Source organism: Microbacterium sp. NPDC080220, from assembly GCF_040686395.1.
GTDB classification, from domain to species: Bacteria; Actinomycetota; Actinomycetes; order Actinomycetales; family Microbacteriaceae; genus Microbacterium; species Microbacterium gawkjiense.
Genome location: NZ_JBFBOP010000002.1, coordinates 408,312 through 430,816, shown reverse-complemented (window position 1 = coordinate 430,816; position 22,505 = coordinate 408,312). Strand labels below are relative to the sequence as shown.

At 71.5% G+C, this 22,505-nt stretch carries 20 protein-coding genes; 13 read left to right on the top strand and 7 right to left on the bottom strand.

Going from position 1 to position 22,505, the window contains the following annotated elements:
• Positions 1-66: 66 nt before the first annotated feature.
• The gene (locus AB0P29_RS05660) at positions 67-693 is read left to right on the top strand and encodes an NUDIX hydrolase family protein (RefSeq protein ID WP_217529510.1); all 627 of its coding nucleotides are present in this window, start codon (positions 67-69) and stop codon (positions 691-693) included.
• 172 nt (positions 694-865) lie between these two features.
• Here the strand turns inward: AB0P29_RS05660 and AB0P29_RS05655 are convergent, their stop codons facing one another.
• Positions 866-1,933, bottom strand: a complete 1,068-nt coding sequence (locus tag AB0P29_RS05655; RefSeq protein ID WP_217529508.1) for a low specificity L-threonine aldolase — start codon at positions 1,931-1,933, stop codon at positions 866-868.
• 65 nt (positions 1,934-1,998) lie between these two features.
• Here AB0P29_RS05655 and AB0P29_RS05650 point away from each other — a divergent pair, with 65 nt between their 5' ends.
• Positions 1,999-3,414, top strand: a complete 1,416-nt coding sequence (locus AB0P29_RS05650; RefSeq protein WP_363379020.1) for an MFS transporter — start codon at positions 1,999-2,001, stop codon at positions 3,412-3,414.
• A 57-nt stretch (positions 3,415-3,471) separates the two neighbouring features.
• Here the strand turns inward: AB0P29_RS05650 and AB0P29_RS05645 are convergent, their stop codons facing one another.
• The gene (locus AB0P29_RS05645) at positions 3,472-4,884 is read right to left on the bottom strand and encodes a DUF6421 family protein (protein WP_363379019.1); all 1,413 of its coding nucleotides are present in this window, start codon (positions 4,882-4,884) and stop codon (positions 3,472-3,474) included.
• Between the two features lie 118 nt (positions 4,885-5,002).
• On the opposite strand from AB0P29_RS05645, the gene AB0P29_RS05640 reads away from it, so the two are divergent.
• The 6 genes from AB0P29_RS05640 (at position 5,003) to AB0P29_RS05615 (ending at position 10,801) form a co-directional block, all read left to right on the top strand.
• Positions 5,003-5,461 (top strand): Lrp/AsnC family transcriptional regulator, encoded by a 459-nt coding sequence (locus tag AB0P29_RS05640; protein WP_217529504.1) that lies wholly within the window; start codon positions 5,003-5,005, stop codon positions 5,459-5,461.
• 179 nt (positions 5,462-5,640) lie between these two features.
• Positions 5,641-6,588 carry a diacylglycerol kinase family protein gene (locus AB0P29_RS05635; RefSeq protein ID WP_363379018.1) on the top strand — a complete coding sequence of 316 codons (948 nt, stop codon included), beginning with the start codon at positions 5,641-5,643 and terminating at the stop codon, positions 6,586-6,588.
• A gap of 59 nt (positions 6,589-6,647) precedes the next feature.
• Positions 6,648-7,811, top strand: a complete 1,164-nt coding sequence (locus tag AB0P29_RS05630; RefSeq protein WP_363379017.1) for a histidine kinase — start codon at positions 6,648-6,650, stop codon at positions 7,809-7,811.
• A 19-nt stretch (positions 7,812-7,830) separates the two neighbouring features.
• On the top strand, positions 7,831-8,472 hold the full coding sequence (locus tag AB0P29_RS05625; RefSeq protein ID WP_363379016.1) for a response regulator transcription factor: 642 nt from the start codon (positions 7,831-7,833) through the stop codon (positions 8,470-8,472).
• A 101-nt stretch (positions 8,473-8,573) separates the two neighbouring features.
• A complete protein-coding gene (locus tag AB0P29_RS05620; protein ID WP_363379015.1) occupies positions 8,574-9,335 on the top strand; it encodes an ABC transporter ATP-binding protein in 762 nt (253 codons plus the stop codon).
• Positions 9,332-10,801: an FtsX-like permease family protein gene (locus AB0P29_RS05615; RefSeq protein WP_363379014.1), complete on the top strand. Its 1,470-nt coding sequence runs from the start codon at positions 9,332-9,334 to the stop codon at positions 10,799-10,801. The genes AB0P29_RS05620 and AB0P29_RS05615 overlap by 4 nt, the downstream gene beginning before the upstream one ends.
• Positions 10,802-10,875: 74 nt before the next feature.
• Here the strand turns inward: AB0P29_RS05615 and AB0P29_RS05610 are convergent, their stop codons facing one another.
• On the bottom strand, positions 10,876-11,382 hold the full coding sequence (locus AB0P29_RS05610; protein ID WP_253034816.1) for a hypothetical protein: 507 nt from the start codon (positions 11,380-11,382) through the stop codon (positions 10,876-10,878).
• A 90-nt stretch (positions 11,383-11,472) separates the two neighbouring features.
• On the opposite strand from AB0P29_RS05610, the gene AB0P29_RS05605 reads away from it, so the two are divergent.
• On the top strand, positions 11,473-13,932 hold the full coding sequence (locus tag AB0P29_RS05605; protein WP_363379013.1) for a glycoside hydrolase family 3 C-terminal domain-containing protein: 2,460 nt from the start codon (positions 11,473-11,475) through the stop codon (positions 13,930-13,932).
• Positions 13,929-14,588 carry a 2-phosphosulfolactate phosphatase gene (locus AB0P29_RS05600; RefSeq protein ID WP_363379012.1) on the top strand — a complete coding sequence of 220 codons (660 nt, stop codon included), beginning with the start codon at positions 13,929-13,931 and terminating at the stop codon, positions 14,586-14,588. Before AB0P29_RS05605 ends, AB0P29_RS05600 begins: the two co-directional genes overlap by 4 nt.
• Here the strand turns inward: AB0P29_RS05600 and AB0P29_RS05595 are convergent.
• The 3 genes from AB0P29_RS05595 to AB0P29_RS05585 form a co-directional block, all read right to left on the bottom strand.
• The gene (locus tag AB0P29_RS05595; RefSeq protein WP_217529482.1) at positions 14,575-15,063 is read right to left on the bottom strand and encodes a SprT-like domain-containing protein; all 489 of its coding nucleotides are present in this window, start codon (positions 15,061-15,063) and stop codon (positions 14,575-14,577) included. The genes AB0P29_RS05600 and AB0P29_RS05595 overlap by 14 nt on opposite strands.
• A gap of 43 nt (positions 15,064-15,106) precedes the next feature.
• Positions 15,107-15,634, bottom strand: a complete 528-nt coding sequence (locus AB0P29_RS05590; protein WP_064003759.1) for a hypothetical protein — start codon at positions 15,632-15,634, stop codon at positions 15,107-15,109.
• 88 nt (positions 15,635-15,722) lie between these two features.
• Positions 15,723-16,586 carry a fused MFS/spermidine synthase gene (locus AB0P29_RS05585; protein WP_363379011.1) on the bottom strand — a complete coding sequence of 288 codons (864 nt, stop codon included), beginning with the start codon at positions 16,584-16,586 and terminating at the stop codon, positions 15,723-15,725.
• 149 nt (positions 16,587-16,735) lie between these two features.
• Between AB0P29_RS05585 and AB0P29_RS05580 the strand changes: the two genes are divergently transcribed.
• From AB0P29_RS05580 to AB0P29_RS05570, 3 genes are all read left to right on the top strand, one after another.
• A complete protein-coding gene (locus tag AB0P29_RS05580) occupies positions 16,736-18,406 on the top strand; it encodes an ABC transporter substrate-binding protein (protein ID WP_363379010.1) in 1,671 nt (556 codons plus the stop codon).
• A gap of 85 nt (positions 18,407-18,491) precedes the next feature.
• Positions 18,492-19,496, top strand: a complete 1,005-nt coding sequence (locus tag AB0P29_RS05575; protein ID WP_363379009.1) for an ABC transporter permease — start codon at positions 18,492-18,494, stop codon at positions 19,494-19,496.
• Positions 19,493-20,452 (top strand): ABC transporter permease, encoded by a 960-nt coding sequence (locus AB0P29_RS05570; protein ID WP_064003763.1) that lies wholly within the window; start codon positions 19,493-19,495, stop codon positions 20,450-20,452. The genes AB0P29_RS05575 and AB0P29_RS05570 overlap by 4 nt, the downstream gene beginning before the upstream one ends.
• A gap of 381 nt (positions 20,453-20,833) precedes the next feature.
• Here the strand turns inward: AB0P29_RS05570 and AB0P29_RS05565 are convergent, their stop codons facing one another.
• Positions 20,834-22,495 (bottom strand): ABC transporter ATP-binding protein, encoded by a 1,662-nt coding sequence (locus AB0P29_RS05565; protein WP_363379008.1) that lies wholly within the window; start codon positions 22,493-22,495, stop codon positions 20,834-20,836.
• Between the last annotated feature and the right edge of the window lie 10 nt (positions 22,496-22,505).

Genomic DNA, 22,505 nt, shown 5'->3' with positions numbered 1-22,505 from the left:
CACCCGTGCGGGCTGCGGGAGGCGCGCGCGGGGCGGCGCGGCATCCGCTCGGGTATACATGGAGGCATGGCCGTCCGCACTCCCGACCCCGACCCGAACGAGCGCGACGACGAGGGGGCCGCGCGCGATCCGCTGCGGGGGCTCGGCTCGTCGATGGGGCGGCCGGGGTCTGCGAGCAATCCGGCCTGGCTGAGCGACGTCGAGCTCGCGGAGGCGCGTCGGCGTCTGCCGATGCTCTACGTCGAGGCGGTGCCGGTGCGACTGGACGGCATGGGGGCGGTGACCGAGGTCGGCATCCTGCTGCGCGCGACACCGATGGGGGAGATCTCGCGCACGATCGTGTCGGGCCGTGTGCGGTACGGCGAGACGGTGCGCGACGCGCTGTTCCGTCACCTCGAGAACGACCTCGGCCCGATGGCCTTCCCGCTGCTCCCGCCGCAGCCCGCGCCGTTCACCGTCGCGGAGTACTTCCCGATCCCGGGCGTCAGCGCGTTCCACGACGACCGTCAGCACGCCGTCTCGCTCGCCTTCGTCGTGCCGGTGACGGGCACGTGCGAACCGCGTCAGGACGCGCTCGAGGTGACGTGGATGTCGCCCGAGGAAGCGGCATCCGACGCCCTCGCCGCCGAGATGGAGGGCGGCCGGTCGACGCTCGTGCGGCAGGCGCTCGCCTCGGTCGGCGCCCTGCGCTGAGCCGGGCGCCCTGCGCTGAGCCGGGCGCCTCGCGTCTGGCGCCGAATCACCATCCACCTGCCGAATCACCACCGAAATGTCGGCATTCGAGTGGTGTTTCGGCATTCCGGCGGTGACTCGGCGACGGTGGACGCGCAGGCGCGGCCGCGGAGTCGGCGCCCTGCGCTGAGCCTCAGCCGCGGGTCAGGCGCGAAAGCTCGGCGACGAACGCGTCGACGTCCGACTCGGTCGTGTCGAACGAGCACATCCAGCGCACCTCGTTCTTCGAGGCATCCCAGTCGTAGAAGCGGAACGACTCGCGCAGCCGGTCGGCGACGCCGTCGGGCAGGATCGCGAACACGCCGTTGGCCTGCGTCGGCTGGCTGAAGCGCACCCCGGCGATCGACCCGTCCGCGAGCCCCGCCTCGACGGCGGAGCGCAGGCGCGCGGCCATCGCGTTGGCGTGGCGGGCGTTGCGCAGGTAGAGGTCGTCCTCGTACAGCGCGATCAACTGGGCCGAGACGAAGCGCATCTTCGACGACAGCTGCATGTTGAGCTTGCGCAGGAAGGGGAGCCCCGCGGATGCCGCGGGGTCGAGCACGACGATCGCCTCGGCCGCGAGCGCGCCGTTCTTCGTGCCGCCGGCGCTGACGACGTCGACGCCCGCGTCGAGCGTGAACGCGCGGATCGGCAGGTCGAGGGCCGCTGCCGCGTTCGACAGCCGTGCGCCGTCGAGGTGCAGGCGCATGCCGCGTGCGTGCGCGTGATCGGCGAGGGCCCGGATCTCGTCGGGCGTGTAGAGGGTGCCGAGCTCGGTCGACTGCGTGATCGAGACGACGAGCGGCTGCGCGCGGTGCTCGTCGCCCCAGCCCCACGCCTCGCGGTCGACGAGCTCGGGGGTGAGCTTGCCGTCGTCGGTGGGCACGTTCAGGATCTTGATGCCCGCGACCTTCTCGGGAGCGCCGCCCTCGTCGACGTTGATGTGGGCGGTGGATGCCGCGACCACGGCGCCCCAGCGGGGGAGCATCGACTGCAGGCCGGTGACGTTCGCGCCGGTGCCGTTGAAGACGGGGAACGCCTGCGCGTCGTCGCCGAAGTGGCGGGCGAAGACGTGCTGCAGGCGCTCGGTGTAGAGGTCCTCGCCGTAGGCGATCTGGTGTCCGTCGTTCGCTGCGGCGAGGGCCGCCAGCACCTCGGGGTGCACCCCTGAGTAGTTGTCGCTGGCGAAGGAACGGATCGTCGGGTCGTGGAGCGTCGTCACCGCTCCAGCCTAGGTCGCGCGCGGACGCTCTTTCCCGTGTCGGAGGCCGGCGATACCCTCGCGGCATGAGCGACGCGACGCCGGCATCCCGCACCGTCCCGCCCGGCGGCATGCGCACGTTCCTGCACGTGCTGGTGAACACGGCCGTCGCGAACGTCACGACGAGCTTCCTGTGGTTCGCTCTGACCTTCTGGGTGTACCTCGAGACCGAGTCCGTGCTCGCGACAGGCATCATCGGCGGCGCCTACATGCTGCTGCTCGCGATCTTCGGCATGGTCTTCGGCACCCTCGTCGACCGGTTCCGCAAGCACGCCGTCATGGTGTTCTCCGGGGTCTTCACCCTCGCCGCCTTCCTCGCCGCCGGCGCGATCTACCTCGCGCAGGCCGAGTCCGCGATCCTCGACCTCGGCGGCCCCTGGTTCTGGCTCTTCTCGGGCATCATCCTCATCGGCGCGGTGGTCGAGAACCTCCGCAACATCGCCCTGTCGACGACCGTGACGCTGCTGGTCCCCACGGAGCGCCACGCCAACGCGAACGGTCTCGTCGGCACCGTGCAGGGCATCGCGTTCATCGTGACGAGCGCCCTGTCGGGTCTCGCTGTCGGCTTCGTCGGCATGGGTGGCACGCTCGCCGTCGCGATCGCCTTCACCGCGGTTCCCCTCGTCCACCTGTTGTTCGTCCGCATCCCCGAAGACGCGCCGACGCCCGACCCGGGCTCGAAGATCCTCGACGTCCGGGGCGCGGCGGCGGCCATCCGCGCCGTCCCCGGGCTGTTCGCGCTCATTCTCTTCTCCACCTTCAACAACCTCATCGGCGGCCTCTACATGGCGCTGATGGACCCCTACGGTCTCGAACTCTTCGACGTGAAGATCTGGGGCGTCGTCCTGGCGGTGACCGCGACCGGCTTCCTCATCGGCGGCGGCATCGTCGCCGCGAAGGGCCTCGGCACGAACCCGATCCGCACGCTCCTGCTCGCGGTGGCGGCGATGGGGCTGCTGGGTGCGGTGTTCACGCTGCGGGAGTGGTGGTGGCTGTACGCGCTGGGAATCTGGGCGTACATGACGCTCGTCCCCGTGATCGAGTCCGCCGAGCAGACCGTCATCCAGAAGGTCGTGCCGTTCGAGCGCCAGGGCCGGGTGTTCGGCGCCGCGACGGCCCTCGAGGTGTCGACGGGGCCGATCACGTCGTTCGCGATCGCCCCGATCGCCGAGTTCTGGATCATCCCCGCCCTGCGCACCGACGAGGGCCGGCGCACCTGGTCCTGGCTGCTCGGCGAGGGCGAGATGCGCGGTATCGCGCTCATCTTCCTCATCGGCGGGCTCGTCATGGTGGCCGCGGCGCTCGCCGCCTTCCTCACCCGCTCCTACCGGACGCTCTCGGCCGAGTACCGCGAGGCGCCCGAGACGACCGAAGCGGATGCCGCGGCCCCCGGCATCCCGTCGTCGTCCCGCGAAGCGGTGGGCGGCGTCGCGGGCGAGTGAGCCGCGCCGGGCACTGACCCGCGGCAGCCGGCTTCCCCCGGAGCCGGCCGCCGCGGATCAGGCGTCGGTGGCCCGTATGCCGGCCACGCCGGCGATGACGGGACGCATCTTCTTCTCGAGGGCCTCGAAGAACATCGACAGCGGGAACTCGTCGTCCATCACGGCGTCGGTGTAGCCCTTCGGGGGGCCGGCCAGGATCTCGTCCGACAGGCCGCGGGCCCACTGCGAGGCGGGGTGGGGGGTGACCGTCTGGCGGACGAGGTCGTAGGCGGCGAGCCAGTGCGCGACCTTCGGGCGGTCGATCGACTCCCAGTAGAGGCGGTCGATCGCGTCGCTCAGGGCGATGACGGCGTCGGCGACCCGGTCCCATTCGAACGCCAGCGAGGTGTCGGTCCAGTGCAGCACGCCGCGCTGGTGCAGCCACGCGAACAGCAGTTGCCCGCCGAGCCCGTCGTAGTTGCGCACGCGCGTGCCGGTGATCGCGAAGCGGAAGATGCGGTCGAAGATGACGGCGAACTGGACGAGTCCGGCGTGCTCGAGCATCTCGGTCTCGGCATCCGTCAGCTGGGTCTTCGCCGACAGGTCCTTCTCGATGGCGACGCATTCGCGGAAGGCGGTGAGGTCGCAGCGCAGCTCCTCGAGCGAGTACAGGAAGAACGGCATCCGCTGCTTGATCATGAACGGGTCGAACGGCAGGTCGCCGCGCATGTGCGTGCGGTCGTGGATGAGGTCCCACATGACGAAGGTCTTCTCGGCGAGACGCTGGTCGTCGAGCAGCCGCGCGGCGGCGTCGGGCAGGTCGAGCCGGGTGATGTCCGCGGCGGCGCGCACGACGCGGCGGTAGCGGGCCGCCTCGCGGTCCTGGAAGATCGCGCCCCACGTGAAGGTCGGGATCTCGCGCATCGCGACGGTCTCGGGGAAGAGGACGGCCGAGTTCGTGTCGTAGCCGGGCGTGAAGTCGAGCAGGCGGAACGACACGAACAGGCGGTTCGTGTAGGTCTGCTCGAGCTCGGCGATGAACTCGGGCCAGATCGTCTCGACGAGGACGGCCTCGACCTTGCGGTCGCGGGTGCCGTTCTGCGTGTACATCGGGAAGACCACGAGGTGGCGCAGCCCGTCGATGCGGTGCTCCTGCGGCTGGAAGGCGACGAGCGAGTCGAGGAAGTCCGGGACGCCGAACCCCTCCGAGACCCAGCGGTCGAAGTCCGCGACGCTCGCGTCGAGGTAGGCGGCGTCGTGCGGGAAGGCGGGGGAGAGCGAGCGGATGCCGGCGGTGATCGCCTCGACGTGGCGGCGGGCGGCGTCGTGGTCGGCGGCGTCGGGCACCGAGCCGTCGGTGGTCTGCAGTTCCTGCAGGGCGGTCGCGGCATCCCGCAGCATCGCCCAGGCCGTGGAGGTCTCGGCCGTGCGGGCGTCCTCGACGACCTCGGGCATCCCGATGATCGTCGGCGCAGTGGTGACGGTGCTCATGGTGGACCTCCTGTCGGTTCCTCACGGCTTCCTCCCGCTGTTGCGGGAAGATTTCCGGTCATTTCAGCGTAAGGCCGTAAGGATCTCGTGTGCAACCCGCCTGCGGTACGGTCGGAGCGTGGCCGCAGACGAGACCGACACCGCCGACACCGCGATCATCGCCGCCCTCTCGGCCAACGCGCGCGCGACGCTCAACGAGCTGTCCGCGGTCGCCGGGCTCTCGGTCTCGGCGACGCAGGCGCGCGTGCGCCGGCTCGAAGCGCGCGGGCTCATCTCGGGGTACCGCGCCGTCATCGACCCCGAGGTCGCGGGCAAGCCGCTCGCCGCGTTCGTCGAGATCACCCCGCTCGACCCCGGGCAGCCCGACAACGCCCCCGAGCTCATCGCGCACCTCGATGAGATCGAGGCGTGCCACTCGATCGCCGGCGACGCGGCGTACATGCTGTTCGTGCGCGTGGCCACCCCGCGCGACCTCGAGCGGCTGATCCGCGACATCCGCTCGGCCGCCTCGGTGGGCACCCGCACGACCGTCGTCCTGCAGACCTTCTTCGAGCACCGTCCGCTCTCGCCGGCCTGACCCGCCCCGCCCCTCACCGCCGAGTCACCACTCGGTTGCCGAATCACCATCGCGATGTCGCCAATTCGGTGGTGATTCGGCACAGGGGCGGTGATTCGGCGCCGGGCGGTGCGCGTCGGCGAACCGCGTGCGGGTGTCAAGGGGAGGCGACGGACCCCGAGGACGCCTACCGTGGCGGCATGAGCGACACCCCGATCGGTTTCGAGGTCCTCGTCGTCGCCAACGCCCGCTCGGGCGCCTCTCTCGGGCGACCCGATCGCGTCCCCGACGTGCAGCGACGGATGCCGGGCGCCACCGTGCACCGCCTGGGTGAGGACGAGACCCTCGACGACGTCGTCGCGGCGGCCGTGGCCGACGACAGTCCGCCGCGGGTCCTCGCGATCCTCGGCGGCGATGGGTCGGTCTCGCGCGCCGCGCACCTCGCGCGCCGCCACGACCTCACCCTCCTGGTGCTGCCGAACGGCACGTTCAACCACTTCGCGCGCTCGGCGGGGATCGAGGACGTCGACGCCGGGCTCGATGCCTACGCGGCGGGACACGTGCGTCCGGTCGCGGTCGCCGAGGTCTCGGTCGACGGCGGCGATCCGATCACGGTCCTCAACGCGGTCTCGCTCGGGGCGTATCCCGAGTTCCTCGCCGAGCGCGAGCGCCGCACGAGCCTCGGCAAGTGGTGGGGCGGCGCGGTCGCCGCCTGGCGCGAGGTTTACGGCGCCCACCCCGTCGACGTCGTCCGCGGCGGCAAGCGCGCCCGCGTGTGGTCGGTGTTCGCGGGCGTCGGGCGCAACGACCCCGACCACATCGCGACGATGCAGCGGGCCACCCTGCACGACGCCGTCATCGACGTCCGCGTCCACCACGCCCGCGGGTCGCGGCTGCGCGCCGTCGCCTCGCTCGCCTTCGGCAAGAACACCGTCAAGGTCCTCCGCGCGCTGCGGGTGATGCCCCCGGCATCCGATCTGGAACGGATCCTCGACGAGGACTTCGAACTCGAGGTGGCCGCCGGCAGCGCGCCCGACATCTGGGTGCACGACGGCGAGCTCGAAGAGGTCGGCGCCGACGGATTCCGGATGCGGGTGCGCGCGGTCGCGGACGGTCTGCGGGTCTACCTTCCCGCCGCCGACGGCTGAGCGCGGGATACATCCCGGGGCGGATGCCGCGCCGCCGCCGACCGCGTAGCGTCGGGGGAGTGTTCCGCAAGCTCCGCCCCTCCCAGGCCGCCGTAGATGCGGCCGTCGCGATGCTGTTCGCGCTGGTGGCCCTGCCGTACGAGCTGAACACCGGCACGATGACGTCGCCCATCGGCGGGTGGTCGGCGGTCCCGGTCGTCTTCCTCCTGGCGGGCGCCCTCGGCCTGCGACGATTCTCGCCGGGTCTCGCGCTCGCCGTCGCCTGGGTCGGCGCCGTCGTGCAGATGGGTCTGGGCCGGGGGCCGAGCTTCGCCGACATCGCGATCTTCGCCGTCCTGTACGCGACGGCGGCCTACGGGTCGCGCCGCGTCTTCTGGTTGGGGCTGTCCTCCGTCGTCCTCGGCGCCGGGACCATCACGGCCTACCTCTTCCGCTGGGCGTACCTCGGCACGGGCTCGCTGTCCGACATCCCGACCCTGATCTTCGTCCTGCTCGCCGCCCTCTTCGCTCTCGGTCTCTCGTGGACCGCCGGCGCTCTCGTCCGCACCGCCCTCCGCGCGCGAGCGAACCGCGCGGCGCAGTCGCGGGCCGAGGAGGAGACCGCGGCCGAGCAGGAGCGCACCCGCATCGCGCGCGACATGCACGACATCGTCGCGCACTCACTGGCCGTCATCATCGCGCAGTCCGACGGCGCGCGGTACGCCGCGGCATCCGATCCCAAGGCGCAGTCCGACGCCCTCGGCACGATCTCGTCGACGGCCCGGGCCGCGCTGTCGGACGTGCGCCTGCTGCTCACGCAGATGCGCCACTCGCAGGCCGAGGGGCCGCAGCCGACCCTCGCCGACCTCGAGCAGCTGTACGCGCAGGTGCGGGCGGCGGGCACGCCGCTGCGCGTCGACGTCGATCCCGCCCCCACCGCCGAGGTGCCCGCCTCGGTGCAGCTCGCCGTGTACCGGATCCTGCAGGAGGCCCTGACCAACGCGATCCGCCACGGCGGCGACGGCGGAGTCGACGTCGCTCTCGCGTGGCATCCCGACCGCATCGACCTGTCAGTGCGGAACGACCTCGTCGACGTGTCGACGGGTGAGAAGCGCGCCCCCGGGCACGGGCTCATCGGCATGCGCGAGCGGGCGCAGCTGATCGGCGGCCGCCTGGACGCCGCCCCCGCCGGAACGTCCTTCCTCGTGTCGGGATCGCTGCCGATCGGCGCACCCGCCGCATGACCCCCACTGGAGACCCCGCATGACCCCGATCCGCGTCGTCCTCGTCGACGACCAGGCCCTCTTCCGCGCCGGCATCCGCATGGTCGTCGCCTCGCAGCCCGACCTCGAGGTCGTCGGCGAGGCCTCCGACGGCGCGCAGGCCATCGAGGTCGTCCGCGCGACCCGGCCCGACGTCGTGATGATGGACATCCGGATGCCGGTGATGGACGGACTCGCCGCGACCGAGGCGCTGCTGGCCGACTCCGACCCGCCCAGGGTCGTCATGCTCACGACGTTCGACCTCGACGAGGCCGCCGCGCGGGCGATCCAGCGCGGCGCCAGCGGGTTCCTGCTGAAGGACGCCGACCCCGAGTTCCTGCTCGCCGCGATCCGCACGGTCCACGCCGGGTCGTCGGTCATCGCCGCGGCCGCGACCCGGGACCTGTTCGCCTCGCTCGGCGGGCCGACCCGTCCGGTCCCGCCCGCCTTCGACGCCCTCACCGAGCGCGAGCGCGAGATCTTTGGGCTCGCGGCACGGGGCCTGTCCAACGCCGAGATCGCCGCGCGCGAGTTCCTCTCCGAGGCCACCGTGAAGACGCACGTCAGCCGCATCCTCGCCAAGCTGAGCCTGCGCGACCGCGTGCAGCTCGTCGTCTTCGCGTTCGAGCACGGCCTGGCCTGACCCACCGTCGCGACGGGGGATGCCGGATCATCCTCACGATGTACGCGGAGGCACCGTCAGGCCGACGCGGCGCGGGCGGCCTCCTCCGTAGCGTCGAAGACATGGAGATCACGACCACCGACCTGGGCCTCGCCGCCCGCGTCCAGCACCTGACCAAGACCTACGGCGGGGGCGAGTCGATCGTCCGCGCACTCGACGACGTGACCGTCGGCATCCGCCGCGGGGAGTTCACCGCGATCATGGGCCCGTCGGGCTCGGGCAAGTCCACCCTCATGCACGTCATGGCGGGACTCGACGCCCCGGCCTCCGGCCGCGTCTGGATCGGCGACACCGACATCACGGGCCTGTCCGACGTCGAGCTGACGATCCTGCGCCGCCGCCGGGTGGGCTTCGTCTTCCAGTCCTTCAACCTGGTCCCGACCCTCGATGCGATCGGCAACATCCTGCTGCCCTTCGACCTCGACGGTCGCCGGCCGACCACGCAGGAGCGCGCCCGCATCGACGGACTCGTCGACACGCTGGGCCTCGGCCCGCGCCTGCGGCACCGCCCCCACGAGCTCTCGGGCGGGCAGCAGCAGCGCGTCGCGATCGCCCGTGCCCTCGCGACGGCGCCCGACCTGGTCTTCGCCGACGAGCCGACCGGCAACCTCGACTCCCGCAGCGGGCGCGAGGTGCTCTCGCTGCTCGCCGCCGCGAGCACCGAGCACGGTCAGTCCATCGCCATGGTCACGCACGACCCGGTCGCCGCGTCGTACGCCGATCGCGTGCTCTTCCTCGGCGACGGCCGCATCGTCGCCGACAAGCCCCGTCAGAGCGCCGAGCAGATCTCGGCCCACATGCTCAGCGCGGAGGTGACCGCGTGACCGCGCTCGCTGCGCCTACGACCCCGCCGGTCACGGTGTCCGACGCCGCTCGCGCCCCGCGCCTCGCGTGGCTCCGTGAGCGGGGCATGGGCGCGACGATCCTCGTCTCGGCGATCTCGACGGCCTTCGGCGTCGTCCTGCTGTCGGCGACGGGGTACATCTCGGTCGTCCTCGCGGCCAACCCGATGTACGGGAAGTCGGACACGATGACCGCGGTGCTGATGCTGCTCAGCGGCATCCTGCTCGCCGTCGCCGTCTACGTCGCCGCCATCGTCACCGCGAACACGTTCTCGACGATCATCGCCGGCCGCACGCGGCGCATCGCCCTCCTCCGCCTCATCGGCGCGACCGCCCGTTCGCAGCGCGCCGAGGTCGCGACGCAGGGTCTCGCGGTCGGCGCGATCGGTGCCGTCCTCGGCCTCGTCCTCACGACCCTCGCGATGCTTCCGGCCGTCCCGCTCCTCGACCGGGCGCTGGGTGTGACGAGCAACTGGTCCCCCGTCCAGGCAACCCTGCTCGTGCCGGCCGTCGCCGTCGCCCTCACGACGTGGATCGCCGCGTGGTCGGGGTCGCGTCGGGTGCTCACCGTCACGCCGCTCCAGGCGCTCGGCGGGGCGGTCGAGCGGTCCCGCGAGGAGATCGCGGAGGGCCGCGGCCGCAAGGCCGCGGCCGTCGTGCTCGGCGTCATCGGTGCCGTCCTGCTCGCTGGGGGGCTGCTGCTGGGCCTTCTGAACCCGATCGGTGTGCTGGTCGCCTTCTTCGGCGGGTTGTTCTCCTTCACCGCCGTCTCGATCAGCGCGGTCTCGATCATGCCGCCGCTGCTGAAGGCCACCGGCCGCTTCTTCGGGAAGTCGGTCACGGCGCGGCTGGCCGCCGAGAACGCCGTCCGGTACCCGGAGCGGTCGAGCCGCATGGCCATCGGCGTCGTCATGGGCGTCGCGCTGGTCGTGATGTTCGCGGTCGCGGCCGAGTCGGCCAAGTCCCTCGTCACCGCCTCGAGCGGCGGCGAACCCGACGCAGCCTTCAACCAGATGATGGACACTTTCTCGACGGTCATGATGTGTCTCGTCGCCGTCAGTGCGGTGATCGCGGCGGTCGGCCTCGTGAACCTCCTCACGATCGGCATCGTGCAGCGCAAGCGTGAGCTCGGGCTCCTGCGGGCGCTGGGTCTCACCTCGGCGCAGATCCGCCGGATGGTCCTCATCGAGGCCGCGCACGTCACGGTCACGGCGCTGCTGTTCGGGCTCGTCCTCGGCGTCCTCTACGGCTGGGTCGCCGCGCAGTCGCTGCTCGGCTCGGTCGCGATGCCGCCGCTGTGGCAGTCGCCGACGTTCGTCGCACCCGCGATCCCGCTGCTGCCGGTGGCGATCGTGATCGTCGCCACCGCCGCCCTCACGCTCGGCGCCGCCGTCGCCCCGACGCGGATCGCGACCCGCACGGTGCCCGTCGAGGCTCTCTCGGAGTAGGCGCCCCGTCGCGCGCAGATCGTCGCCCCTCCGCGCGACCTGTCCGGGTCGCACGGAGGGGCGGCATCCGTCCGTCAGTCGGTCTCCGCGGCGGGCGGGTCGTACGACCAGGTGGGGGCGAGGGCCCGCAGGCGGATGCCGCGGTACTGCCACGCCGCCCACAGCATCGGCCACAGCGGCACCGCCGCGATCCCGCCGATCGTGAGGCGATCGCGCCACAGCGTCCGCGACGGATCGCCCGGCAGCGGGCTGACCGCCATCTGGTGGTCCCAGACGTCGAGCGCCGCGAGGGGACCGGTGAGCGGGATGCCGCTGTCGCGGAAGATCCGCACCGGACCGTTCGCGTCCTCGGTGTAGCGGTCGCTCGCGTGGATCAGCTGCTGACCGACGGGGAGGAGGCCGAGGGCGCGGATCTCGACCGGGACGTCGGCGCCCGGCTCGAACGAGGTCGGGAGCGAGGCGGCCATCGGCGCCATGTCGAGGAGCGGTCCGTACAGCTCGGTGACCGCCCGCGGCGAGTGCAGGGCGCGCCACGCCGCATCCGCGGTGCAGTCGAGTTCGAGTTTCAGCAGGATCCGCATGCCTCCACTCTCGCATTCCGGCGGGGGAGTCGGTACGTTGGGAGCGCTCCCATACGCCCGTCGCCTCGGCGACCCTTGCGAAAGACCGCCATGCCCCTCGAACCCGCCATCGAATCCGGCGACCGCTCGCACACGCTCGCTCCCGTCGAGTCCGTTGCGCAGATCTCGTCGATGCTGCTCGACACCGACCCGACCCTCGATCCCGCCCTCGCCGAGATCGCGCGGGCGACCGCCACCGAGGGTGTCGTGCTGCTGACGAACGACGGCACGCTGCCGCTCGGCGAGCGCACCGTCGCGGTCTTCGGGCGGGTGCAGGTGGACTGGTTCGCCGTCGGCTACGGCTCGGGCGGCGACGTCAAGGTGCCCTACATCTGGAACCTGCTCGCCGGGCTCCGCGACGCGGGTGTCCGCGTCGACGACGACCTCGCGACCCTGTACTCGACGTGGTCCGCCGAGAACCGGCCGGTGTTCACCGCCAACTGGGGCCAGTGGCCGCACCACTTCCCCGAGATGCCCATCGCCGACGCCGAGGTCGCGGCCGCGGCATCCCGTGCCGATACGGCGGTCGTCGCCATCGGCCGCGCGGCGGGCGAGGCGCGCGACAGCATCCTCGCGCCCGGCAGCTACTACCTGACGCCGGAGGAGAGCGCCCTCCTCGACGCCGTGACCGCGCACTTCGACCGTGTGGTGGTCGTCGTGGACGCGGGCAACGTGATGGACCTGTCGTGGGTCGTCGCGTACGGCGACCGGATCAGCGCCGTGCTGCTGGCCTGGCAGGGCGGCATGGAGGGTGCCCGCGCCGTCGCGGGGGTGCTCGCCGGCGAATCGGGCCCCAGCGGCAAGCTGACCGACACGATCGCCCTCAGCTACGAGGACTACCCCAGCGCGCCGAACTTCGGTCACCTCGACGTCAACGTCTACGCCGAGGACGTCTTCGTCGGCTACCGCTACTTCGAGACGTTCGCCCCCGACCGGGTGCTGTTCCCGTTCGGGCACGGCCTGTCGTACACGACGTTCGAGCTGGCGACGACGGTGACGACGGATGCCGGTGCCCTGACCCTCGAGGTCGTCGTCACCAACACGGGGGCCGTCGCCGGAAAGGAGGTCGTGCAGGTCTACACCGGCGCTCCGGACGGCGCCCTCGGCAAGCCCGCCCGTCAGCTCGCGGCGTTCGGCAAGACCGGGCTGCTCGCGCCCGGGGCGAGCGAGACGGTCCGGCTCACGGTGCGTCTCGACGACCTCGCCTCGTACGACGACGCCGGCGCGACCGGTACCCGCAGCGCCTGGGTCCTCGAAGCCGGGGAGTACCCCGTGTTCGTGGGGACCGACGTGCGCTCGGCGACGCGCGTGGTGGCGTTCGACGTGCCCGAGACGCGGGTCGTGCGCACGGCCACCGAGGTCGCCGCCCCGGTCCTGCCCTTCGAGCGACTCACGCTCGCGCGAGCGGCGGACGGCTCGGCCGTCGTCGCCCACGAGACCGTCCCGACGCGTACCGTCGCGCGGGGCGACCGGATCCTCACCACCCTGCCCGCCGAGATCCCTCACACGGGCGACCGGGGTGTCGACCTCGCCGACGTCGCCGCGGGTGCGGCATCCCTTGACGACTTCGTCGCGCAGCTGAGCGATGAGGAACTGTCGCTCCTCGCCCGCGGCGACGTCACGATGGACAGCTCGCTGGGGGCCGCCGGCAACGCGGGCGTGCTGGGCGGGGTGTCCGAGTCGCTGCGCGCCAAGGGCGTGCCGCCGATCACGACGACCGACGGGCCGAGCGGCATCCGCCTCGCGGCCTACGCCTCGTTGCTGCCCTCGGGGACGGCGTTCGCCTCGACCTGGAACGTCCCGCTCATCGAAGAGCTCGCCGCGCTGCACGGCCAGGAGATGCTGCGCAAGGGCTCGGACGTGCTGCTCAGCCCGGGCATGAACATCCACCGCGACCCCCTGTGCGGGCGCAACTTCGAGTACTTCAGCGAGGACCCGGTCGTCTCGGGACGCATCGCCGCCGCCGTCGTGCGCGGCGTGCAGAGCACCGGACTCGCCGCCTGCCCGAAGCACTTCGCCGCGAACAACCAGGAGACCAACCGCACCCGCAACGACTCGCGGGTCTCCGAACGCGCGCTGCGCGAGATCTACCTGCGCGGCTTCGAGATCTGCGTGCGCGAAGCCGCGCCCCGCGTGATCATGACGTCGTACAACCAGATCAACGGGGTGTGGGCGCACTACCACCACGACCTCGCCACGGTCGTCCTGCGGGGTGAGTGGGGGTACGAGGGCACGGTCATCACCGACTGGTGGATCGAGGAGTCCGCCGACCCCGACTTCCCCGCCCTCGCGGACAACGCCTACCGCGTCCGTGCGCAGGTGGACGTCCTCATGCCCGGCGGGGTCAAGCGCGACGGCGCGCCGCAGGCGTACGCCGACACGTCGATCCTCGACTCGCTCGCCCGCGCGGACGGCCTCACCCGCGGTGAACTGCAGCGCACGGCGCGGAACGTCCTCGGCCTCGCGCTTGCGCTGAAGCCGGTCGTCGACGCTCGTACGCTGGAGGGATGACCGCGAGCCCGTTCGACCAGTCCCGCTACCAACTGCGTTTCGACTGGGGGCAGGACGGCCTCCGCCGCCTCGCCCCCGCGGACGTCGTCGTCGTGGTCGACGTGCTGCGGTTCTCGTCGACCGTGTCGGCGCGGATCGTGGGCGGCGAGACCGTGCCGCACGACGACGCGGCCCACGCCGTTTCGCGCAACGGCGCCGCCGTCGCCTCGGCCGCCGCGGACGCGGGCGCGGTCGTCTTCCTGGGGTGCCTGCGCAACGCGACCGCGGTCGCGCACGCCGTACTGGCCGAGCAGAACCGCCGCGCGGCGCGGACGAGCGTCAACGTGATCGCGGCGGGGGAGCTGTCCGGGCAGGGGGATGCCGCGGTCCTCCGCTTCTCGGTCGAGGACCAGCTGGGCGCGGGCGCGGTGTTCGCCGCCCTCGAGGCGCTCGGCCTCGACCATTCGTCGCCGGAGGCCGCAGCGGCATCCGAGTCCTTCCGCGGGCTGCGTTCCGCCGTCCGCCACCTGCTGACGGCGAGCGGCTCGGGGCAGGAGCTGCTCGAGGCCGACCGCCGCGCCGAGGTGCTCGCCGCCGCGGCCCACGACGCCGACGACGCGGTGCCGGTCCTGCGCGGCGGCGTGTGGCGGGCGTACGAGGCGATCAGCGCGGAGTGAGGGCGGCCCGCCGCGTCTCGGCGGTGATCTCGCGCCGCCGCCACGTGATGAGGTGGCGCGGATCGAACGTCGGTGCGCAACGCGCGCACGAGGTCGCCCGGGTGGCCTTGCGGTGCCGGTAGGCGACATGCCCCGCGGGGCAGACCCCGACCCAGGGGGCGAGCTCGGTCGCCGTCTCACCGCGGTGCGTCACGCCGCCGGTGTAACCGAGCGAGCGCGCGATGCGCTTCCAGTCCGCGCCGTGCCCGGCGGCGGCGCCCGCGATCGCGTGGGCGATCTCGTGCAGGATCGTCTGCCGGTTGGTCTCGGCGTCGTACCGCGCGGCGAGGTAGCGCGAGAGCGTGATGCGCTTGCGCAGGTAGTCGCACGCGCCCGCGCGCCGTTTGGCGTTGTCGAACGCGAAGCTCCACGAGTCGTCGAGCAGCTGCCGCAGCAGGGACTCCGCCTCGCGGCGGACGTCGATCAGATCGCTCATGCCAGCACGATAGAACGGATGTACGACACTCGCCGGGAACGGCTCAGCTGGCGACCGTGGAACGGTTGCGGCGCCGGTCGACGGCGTCGATCGCGAGCAGCGTCGACTCCAGCTGCTCCTCGGGCGCTCCGGCCTCCTGCCGCAGGAAGAGCGCCTTCTTGAAGTCCGCGCGCGCCGACGCATCGTCGCCGGCGTCGAAGTGCACCTTTCCGCGGTGCTGGCAGCCGAACGCGGCCACCGCCGCCCAGCCCTGGCCCTCGGCCTCCTCGACGCACGTGTTGAGTTCGTGGATCGCGGCCGCGTAGGCGCCGCGGAACTGCTGGACGGTGGCGTGCAGCATCCGCGCGCGCAGCAGGTCCTTGCGGGTCCCGGCCATCCGCGCGAGACGGACCGACTCCTCCGACACCACCAGCGCGTCGTCGAGACGGCCGGTCACCTTGAGGAGCCACACCTTCTCGAGCATCGCCGCGAGGCTGCGCTGCTCGCCGAGCTCGACGAGCCGTGCTTGGCATTCGTCGAGGTCGACGATCTCTCGGAGTGTCTCCGGGTCGTATCCCTTGATGAAGCCCACGGCCAATCCTTCCCACCCAGCGACGTGTGCCTCCAGTGTCGCCGGGCGGGACCCGGAATCGGCTGAGGGCGCGCCGCGCGTCGTGGCCTCAGCGGTCGAAGACGGATGCGGCGGGCTTCGGCGACGGGGTGGCGTCGGCATCCGTCATGATCCGCGCATCGCGCGCGAACGCCTCGAGCTCGGCGCCGTGGGCGACCTTCGCGGGATGCGGCCCCGCCGCCATGAGCCGCGGCAGCCAGTCCATCGGCAGTGGAGCGGGAGAGGCGGCGATGACGATGTTGCCGAACCGACCGCTCTTGAGTGTGCTGACCTCGGCGAGGATCACGACGTGCTCAAGCACCGAGCGCACGGTCGCGACCTGACGGCGCGCGAAGGCCAGCCCGCTGCCGTCGGCGATGTTGACGAGCAGGATGCCGGCGGGTGCGAGCAGCCCCGCGAGGATGCGGTAGTACTCCACGCTCGTGATGTGGGCGGGGGTCTGGGCGCCCGCGAACACGTCGGAGACGACGAGGTCGACGTTGCCGACGAGCCCCGCGGGCAGGCGCGCGGCGACGTCGCGCGCGTCGCCGATGCGCACCCGGAGCTGTCCCGTGCGGGGGAGGGGCAGGTGCGCGCGGACGAGGTCGACGAGCGCCTGCTCCAGCTCGATCACCTGCTGCCGCGACCCCGGCCGGGTGTGCTCGACGTACCGCGGCAGGGTCAGGGCGCCCGCACCGAGGTGCACGGCCGTGAGGGGTTCGCCCGGCATCCCGATCCGGTCGATCACCGCACCCATCCGGGCGACGTACTCGAAGTGGAGGTGCGACGGATCGTCGAGGTCCACGTGCGACTGGGGGGTGGTGTCGACGATCAGTTCCCAGCCGCCCGCGAAACGACCCGGCACGATGCGCGCCTGCCGGCCGTCGGACAGTCTCGCGACAGGCGGGTCGATCGGGTCGCGGGAGCGGGCCATTCGTCTACGGTAGCCCGCAAGAAGAAACACGATCGAGATGCAGATGTAACCGCTTGCCCGCAGTGCGGCAGGTAGCGTCAGCGGCATCCCCTCGGCAACGCCGCCCTCCAGGCGCATCGCCGACGAGCCTCATCGGAAGGTGCACAGCAATGCTCCCCATGTCCAGGAAGCGGGTGGTCGCGGGCGCCGCGGCCCTCGTCATCGGTGCGCTCGCGCTCAGCGCGTGCGCCAGTCAGCGCGGCGGCGAGACCGAAGGCGAAGGCTCGGCCGACGTCGACGGCACGTTCGTCTTCGGCGCCTCGGCCGACCCGGCCAGCCTCGACCCCGCCTTCGCCCAGGACGGCGAGACGTTCCGCGTCTCGCGTCAGATCTTCGAGGGTCTCGTCGGCACCAAGCCCGGCACTGCCGACCCGGCGCCGCTCCTCGCCGAGTCGTGGGAGGTCTCGGACGACTCGCTGAGCTACACGTTCGCCCTCAAGAAGGACGTCACGTTCCACGACGGCACCCCGTTCAACGCGGAGGCCGTCTGCGCCAACTTCGACCGTTGGTACAACTGGGAGGGCCTGGCCGCCAGCGAGGCGCTCGGCTACTACTACAACAAGCTCTTCAAGGGCTACGCGTCGACCCCCGACACCGCGGTCTACGACTCCTGCACGCCCGACGGCGACGACTCGGTCACCATCGCGCTGAAGAAGCCCTTCGCCGGTTTCGTCGCGGCGCTGTCGCTCCCCGCCTTCGCGATGCAGTCGCCGACCGCCCTCGAGGAGTACAAGGCCGACGAGGTCGGCGGCACCGCCGAGGCCCCGACCCTCAGCGAGTACGCAATGGGTCACCCCGTCGGCACCGGTCCCTACAAGTTCGACGAGTGGTCGCCGGGCGAGCAGCTGACGCTGAGCTCGTACGAGGACTACTGGGGCGACGCCGGCCAGATCGACGAGATCATCTTCCGCGTGATCGACGACCCGACCGCCCGCCGTCAGGCGCTCGAGTCGGGCTCCATCGACGGGTACGACCTCGTCGGCCCCGCCGACACGGCCGCTCTCGAGGAGGACGGCTACAAGATGGTGTCGCGTCCGCCCTTCACGATCCTCTACCTCGCCTTCAACCAGGCGGTCCCGGAGCTTCAGGACCCGAAGGTCCGTGAGGCTCTCTCGTACGCCGTCGACAAGGACGCGCTCATCTCGCAGGTCCTCCCCGAGGGCACCGAGAAGGCGACGCAGTTCATGCCGCCGACCGTCAACGGCTGGAACGCCGACGTCACGACGTACGACTACGACCCCGAGAAGGCGAAGCAGCTGCTCGCCGAGGCCGGCTACGACGAGGCCAACCCGCTGTCGCTGACCTTCAACTACCCGGTCAACGTCTCGCGTCCGTACATGCCGGACCCCGAGCAGATCTTCACGGTGCTGTCGAAGCAGCTGAACGAGGTCGGCGTCGAGACCACGCCGCAGTCGAACGAGTGGGGCGAGTACCTCGACCTCATCACCGGCGGCACGGACCACGGCATCCACCTGCTCGGTTGGACCGGCGACTACAACGACACCGACAACTTCCTCGGCGTCTTCTTCGGTCAGAAGTCGGCGGAGTGGGGCTTCGACAACCCCGAGCTGTTCTCCGCGCTGACCGACGCCCGCGGCATCGCGGACCTCGACGAGCAGACGCAGGTGTACTCCGACATCAACGAGCAGGTCGCCGAGTTCATCCCCGGTGTCCCGCTCGCTCACCCGGCTCCCACCCTGGCCTTCGACCCCCGCGTCGAGAGCTACCCGGCGAGCCCCGTGAACGATGAGGTGTTCAGCGAGATCGTCCTCACGAAGTAAGCCGATCGAGGCGGCCCCGGCCGCCTGACCGGTGCGGGGCGGGACACCCTCCCGCCCCGCACCGACCTCCACGAAAGCGACACCCGTGCTGCGAACCATCGGCAAAAGGCTCCTGCTGCTGATCCCCACCCTCCTCGGCCTGAGCATCCTGCTCTTCTGGTGGGTGAGAACCCTCCCCGGTGGGCCCGCCCAGGCCCTGCTCGGCGAGAAGTCCACCCCCGAAGCGGTCGCCCGCATCAACGAGCTATACGGCTTCGACCGCCCGCTCCTCGAGCAGTACTTCACGTGGATCGGCAGGCTCCTCTCGGGCGACTTCGGCAGTTCGCTGCAGACGAGCCGTCCCGTGCTCGACGAGTTCCTGCGCCGCTTCCCCGCGACGATCGAGCTCTCGCTCGCCGCGCTCATCATCGCCGTCGGCGTCGGCGTGCCCCTCGGGTACTGGGCCGCCCGCCGCCACGGCAAGGCGGCCGACAGCGCCGCCGTCGTCTTCAGCCTGCTCGGCATCGTCGTGCCGGTGTTCTTCCTGGCCTTCATCCTCAAGTACGTCTTCGCGGTCCAGCTGGGATGGCTGCCCTCGGACGGCCGCCAGAGCCCCCGGATCGACGCGACGCACTACACGAACTTCTACGTCCTCGACGGCCTCATCACGGGGGAGTTCGACGCGGCATGGGATGCCGTCCTCCACCTGATCCTGCCGGCGGTGGCGCTCGGCACGATCCCCCTCGCGATCATCGTGCGCATCACCCGGGCATCCGTCCTCGAGGTCCAGAACGCGGACTACGTGCGCACCGGGAAGGCCAAGGGCGTGCCCGGAGCGCTGCTGCGCAACCGCTTCATCCTCCGCAACGCGATGCTGCCGGTCATCACGACGATCGGCCTGCAGGCGGGTCTGCTGCTGTCGGGAGCGATCCTCACCGAGACGGTGTTCGCCTTCCCCGGCATCGGATCGTTCCTCGCCGGCGCCATCTTCAACCGCGACTTCCCGGTCCTGCAGGGCTTCATCATCTTCATCGCCGTCGTCTACGCGCTGATCAACCTGCTCGTCGACGTCTCGTACAGCCTGATCGACCCGAGAGTGAGGGTCTCATGAGCACCGTCCTTCCCCCCGCCGCCGGCGGGAGCCCCGCCGAGGACGCCACGGCCGTCGACCTGAAGGCCGGCAGCGGCGGAGCGCCGCGCGGCGGCTTCTGGCACGACGTCTTCCGCCGCCTGCGGCGCAGCCCCGTCGCGTGGACCGGCCTCGTCATCGTGCTGCTGTTCGTGCTCGTCGCGATCCTCGCGCCGCTGCTCGCCCCCTACCCCGAGACCGACCTCCCGGGTGCGCGCGAGATCACCCCGACCTACATCCCCGGTCCCGGCGAGATCGCGGCGTTCCCGCTCGGCCTCGACCGGTTCGGCGGCGACGTGCTGTCCAAGCTCATCTGGGGAGCGCAGTCGTCGCTGCTCATCGGTGTCATCTCGACCGCCTACGGACTCGTCGGCGGGATGCTGCTGGGCCTCATCGCCGGCACCTTCGGCGGCTGGGTCGACAACGTCATCATGCGACTCGTCGACATCCTGCTCTCGGTGCCGAGCCTCCTGCTCGCCGTCTCGATCGCAGCGATCCTCGGCCAGAACCAGAACTCCGTCATGATCGCCATCGGTGTCGCGCAGGTGCCCATCTTCGCGCGCCTGCTGCGCGCGTCGATGCTGCAGCAGCGGTCGGCCGATTACGTCCTCTCGGCGCAGACCCTCGGCCTCGGCCGCGGGCGCATCACGATGACCCACGTCCTGCCGAACGCGGTCGGACCGGTCATCGTGCAGGGCACCCTGTCGCTCGCGACCGCCGTCATCGACGCCGCGGCGCTGTCGTTCCTCGGCCTCGGCGGCGGACGCCCAGAGACCGCGGAGTGGGGCCGCATGCTCACCTACGCGCAGGCGGAACTCGCCATCGCGCCGTGGTTGGCGTTCCTCCCCGGCATCTGCATCGCGATCACCGCCCTCGGCTTCACCCTGTTCGGCGAGGCGCTGCGCGAAGCCATGGACCCCCGGACGCGCGGGCGCTGATCGTGAGCCGGCGGGCGCTGCTCGTCGTCGTCGGGCTGGGCAACGCGCTCGTGCCGTAGTCGCGCCGGGGTACCGCTGCGCGATCCCGGCGGGTCGGACAACAGGGCCCCTTCCCCGACTGTCCGGCCCACCGGGATCGCTTCGCTGCCCGTGCGTGCTGGGGCTGTTCGCCTGTCGCGTTGTGCGGCGTGGGGCGGCGTGTTGTGACAGGGGAGGGATGCGGGGGCGAGGCATCCGCTGTTCGCCCGTCGCGTTGTGCGGCGTGGGGCGGCGTGTTGTGACAGGGGAGGGATGCGGGGGCGCGGCATCCGCTGTTCGCCTGTCGCGTTGTGCCGCGTCGGGCGGCAATTTGTGACAGGGGAGGGATGCCGGAGGCGAGGGTCAGACGGCGATGTCGAGTTCGTTGCCGGGGATCGAGGCCAGGAGGTTCCGCGTGTACGGGTCGCGCGGGTTCGTGAAGATCTCCTCGCTCGAGGCCGCCTCGACGAGCGCGCCGTCCTTCATGACGCAGACGTAGTCGCTGATCAGCCGCACGACGGCGAGGTCGTGCGAGATGAACAGGTAGCTGAGGCCGTACTCGTTCTGCAGGTCGCGCAGCAGCGACAGGATCTGGTCCTGCACGAGCACGTCGAGCGCCGACACCGGCTCGTCGCAGACGATCAGTTCGGGCGACAGGGCGAGGGCCCGCGCGATCGCGACGCGCTGACGCTGACCGCCGGACAGCTCGGACGGGTAGCGCCGCAGCATCGACTCGGGCAGGGCGACGTCGTCGAGCAGCTTGCGCACCCGCGCGGCACGGTCCTTCGCGGAGCCGCGGTTGTAGAAGTCGAGCGGTTCCTGCACGATCCGCTCGATCGTGAACATGGGGTTCAGCGACGAATACGGGTCCTGGAAGATCGGCTGCACCTTCTGCCGGAACTCGCGCAGCTGCCGTCCTTTGAGGGATGCCACGTCCGCACCGTCGTAGCGGATGACACCCTCCGTCGGGTCGACGACCTTCAGCAGCATCCGTGCCGTCGTCGTCTTGCCCGAGCCGGATTCGCCGACGATCGCGACCGTCTCGCCGCGGGGGATCGAGAACGAGACGCCGCGGACGGCGGCGAAGTCCTCCTTCTGCCCGCGGACCTTGTAGAGCTTGGTGAGCCCCTCGACCTCGACGATGTTGTCGACCGGCTTCGGCGCGGCATCCGGTGTCGGAGCCGTGAACGCCTCGGGACGCAACCGTGCGACGGCGACCGAGGGCGCCGCCTGCACGAGGGACTGGGTGTAGGGATGCTGCGGGTCCTCGAGGATCTGCCGCGCGGGGCCCTGCTCGACGATGCGGCCCCGGTGCATGACGACGACCCGGGCGGCGCGCTCGGCCGCGAGACCCAGGTCGTGCGTGATCAGGAGGACGGACGTGCCGAGCTCGCTCGTCATGCGGCCGAGCTGGTCGAGGATCGTCTTCTGCACCGTCACGTCGAGCGCGCTCGTGGGCTCGTCGGCGATGAGCAGGCGCGGGTTGCAGGCGAGGCCGATCGCGATGAGTGCGCGCTGGCGCATGCCGCCCGAGAACTCGTGCGGGTACTGCTTCGCGCGCTCCTCGGCGTTCGGCAGACCGGCCGCCGCGAGGGTCTCGACGACCTTGCGGTCGACGTCCTTCTTCGTCGCGAGCCCGTGCGCAAGCAGGGTCTCGGCGACCTGCGTGCCGATCTTCGAGGTCGGGTTGAGGTTCGACATCGGGTCCTGGGGCACGAGTCCGATCTGCGCCCCGCGGATGCCGCGCATCGTCGCCTCGGGGGCCCCGACGAGCTCCTGGCCGTCGAGGCGGATGCTGCCGTCGGCGATGCGTCCGTTGCCGGCCAGCAGGCCGATCACGGCCATCGCGGTCGTCGATTTGCCCGACCCCGACTCGCCCACGATCGCGACCGTCTCACCCGCGGCGAGGTCGAGGTCGACGCCCTCCACGGCGCGCACCGATCCGTCGACGGTCTGAAACTCGACGGCGAGGTCGCGCACCTGCAGGAGGGGCGTGCCGGCGGCGGGGGTGGTGGCGAAGGGCATGGGTCCATCC

What these genes read in the sequence shown, in the direction of transcription:
- AB0P29_RS05625 (WP_363379016.1), top strand. Translation starts at nt 7,831, where the DNA reads ATGACCCCGATCCGCGTCGTCCTCGTCGACGACCAGGCCCTCTTCCGC.
- AB0P29_RS05600 (WP_363379012.1), top strand. Translation starts at nt 13,929, where the DNA reads ATGACCGCGAGCCCGTTCGACCAGTCCCGCTACCAACTGCGTTTCGAC.
- AB0P29_RS05650 (WP_363379020.1), top strand. Translation starts at nt 1,999, where the DNA reads ATGAGCGACGCGACGCCGGCATCCCGCACCGTCCCGCCCGGCGGCATG.
- AB0P29_RS05570 (WP_064003763.1), top strand. Translation starts at nt 19,493, where the DNA reads ATGAGCACCGTCCTTCCCCCCGCCGCCGGCGGGAGCCCCGCCGAGGAC.
- AB0P29_RS05610 (WP_253034816.1), bottom strand. Translation starts at nt 11,382, where the DNA reads ATGCGGATCCTGCTGAAACTCGAACTCGACTGCACCGCGGATGCGGCG.
- AB0P29_RS05645 (WP_363379019.1), bottom strand. Translation starts at nt 4,884, where the DNA reads ATGAGCACCGTCACCACTGCGCCGACGATCATCGGGATGCCCGAGGTC.
- AB0P29_RS05580 (WP_363379010.1), top strand. Translation starts at nt 16,736, where the DNA reads ATGCTCCCCATGTCCAGGAAGCGGGTGGTCGCGGGCGCCGCGGCCCTC.
- AB0P29_RS05595 (WP_217529482.1), bottom strand. Translation starts at nt 15,063, where the DNA reads ATGAGCGATCTGATCGACGTCCGCCGCGAGGCGGAGTCCCTGCTGCGG.
- AB0P29_RS05605 (WP_363379013.1), top strand. Translation starts at nt 11,473, where the DNA reads ATGCCCCTCGAACCCGCCATCGAATCCGGCGACCGCTCGCACACGCTC.
- AB0P29_RS05585 (WP_363379011.1), bottom strand. Translation starts at nt 16,586, where the DNA reads ATGGCCCGCTCCCGCGACCCGATCGACCCGCCTGTCGCGAGACTGTCC.
- AB0P29_RS05635 (WP_363379018.1), top strand. Translation starts at nt 5,641, where the DNA reads ATGAGCGACACCCCGATCGGTTTCGAGGTCCTCGTCGTCGCCAACGCC.
- AB0P29_RS05620 (WP_363379015.1), top strand. Translation starts at nt 8,574, where the DNA reads ATGGAGATCACGACCACCGACCTGGGCCTCGCCGCCCGCGTCCAGCAC.
- AB0P29_RS05660 (WP_217529510.1), top strand. Translation starts at nt 67, where the DNA reads ATGGCCGTCCGCACTCCCGACCCCGACCCGAACGAGCGCGACGACGAG.
- AB0P29_RS05565 (WP_363379008.1), bottom strand. Translation starts at nt 22,495, where the DNA reads ATGCCCTTCGCCACCACCCCCGCCGCCGGCACGCCCCTCCTGCAGGTG.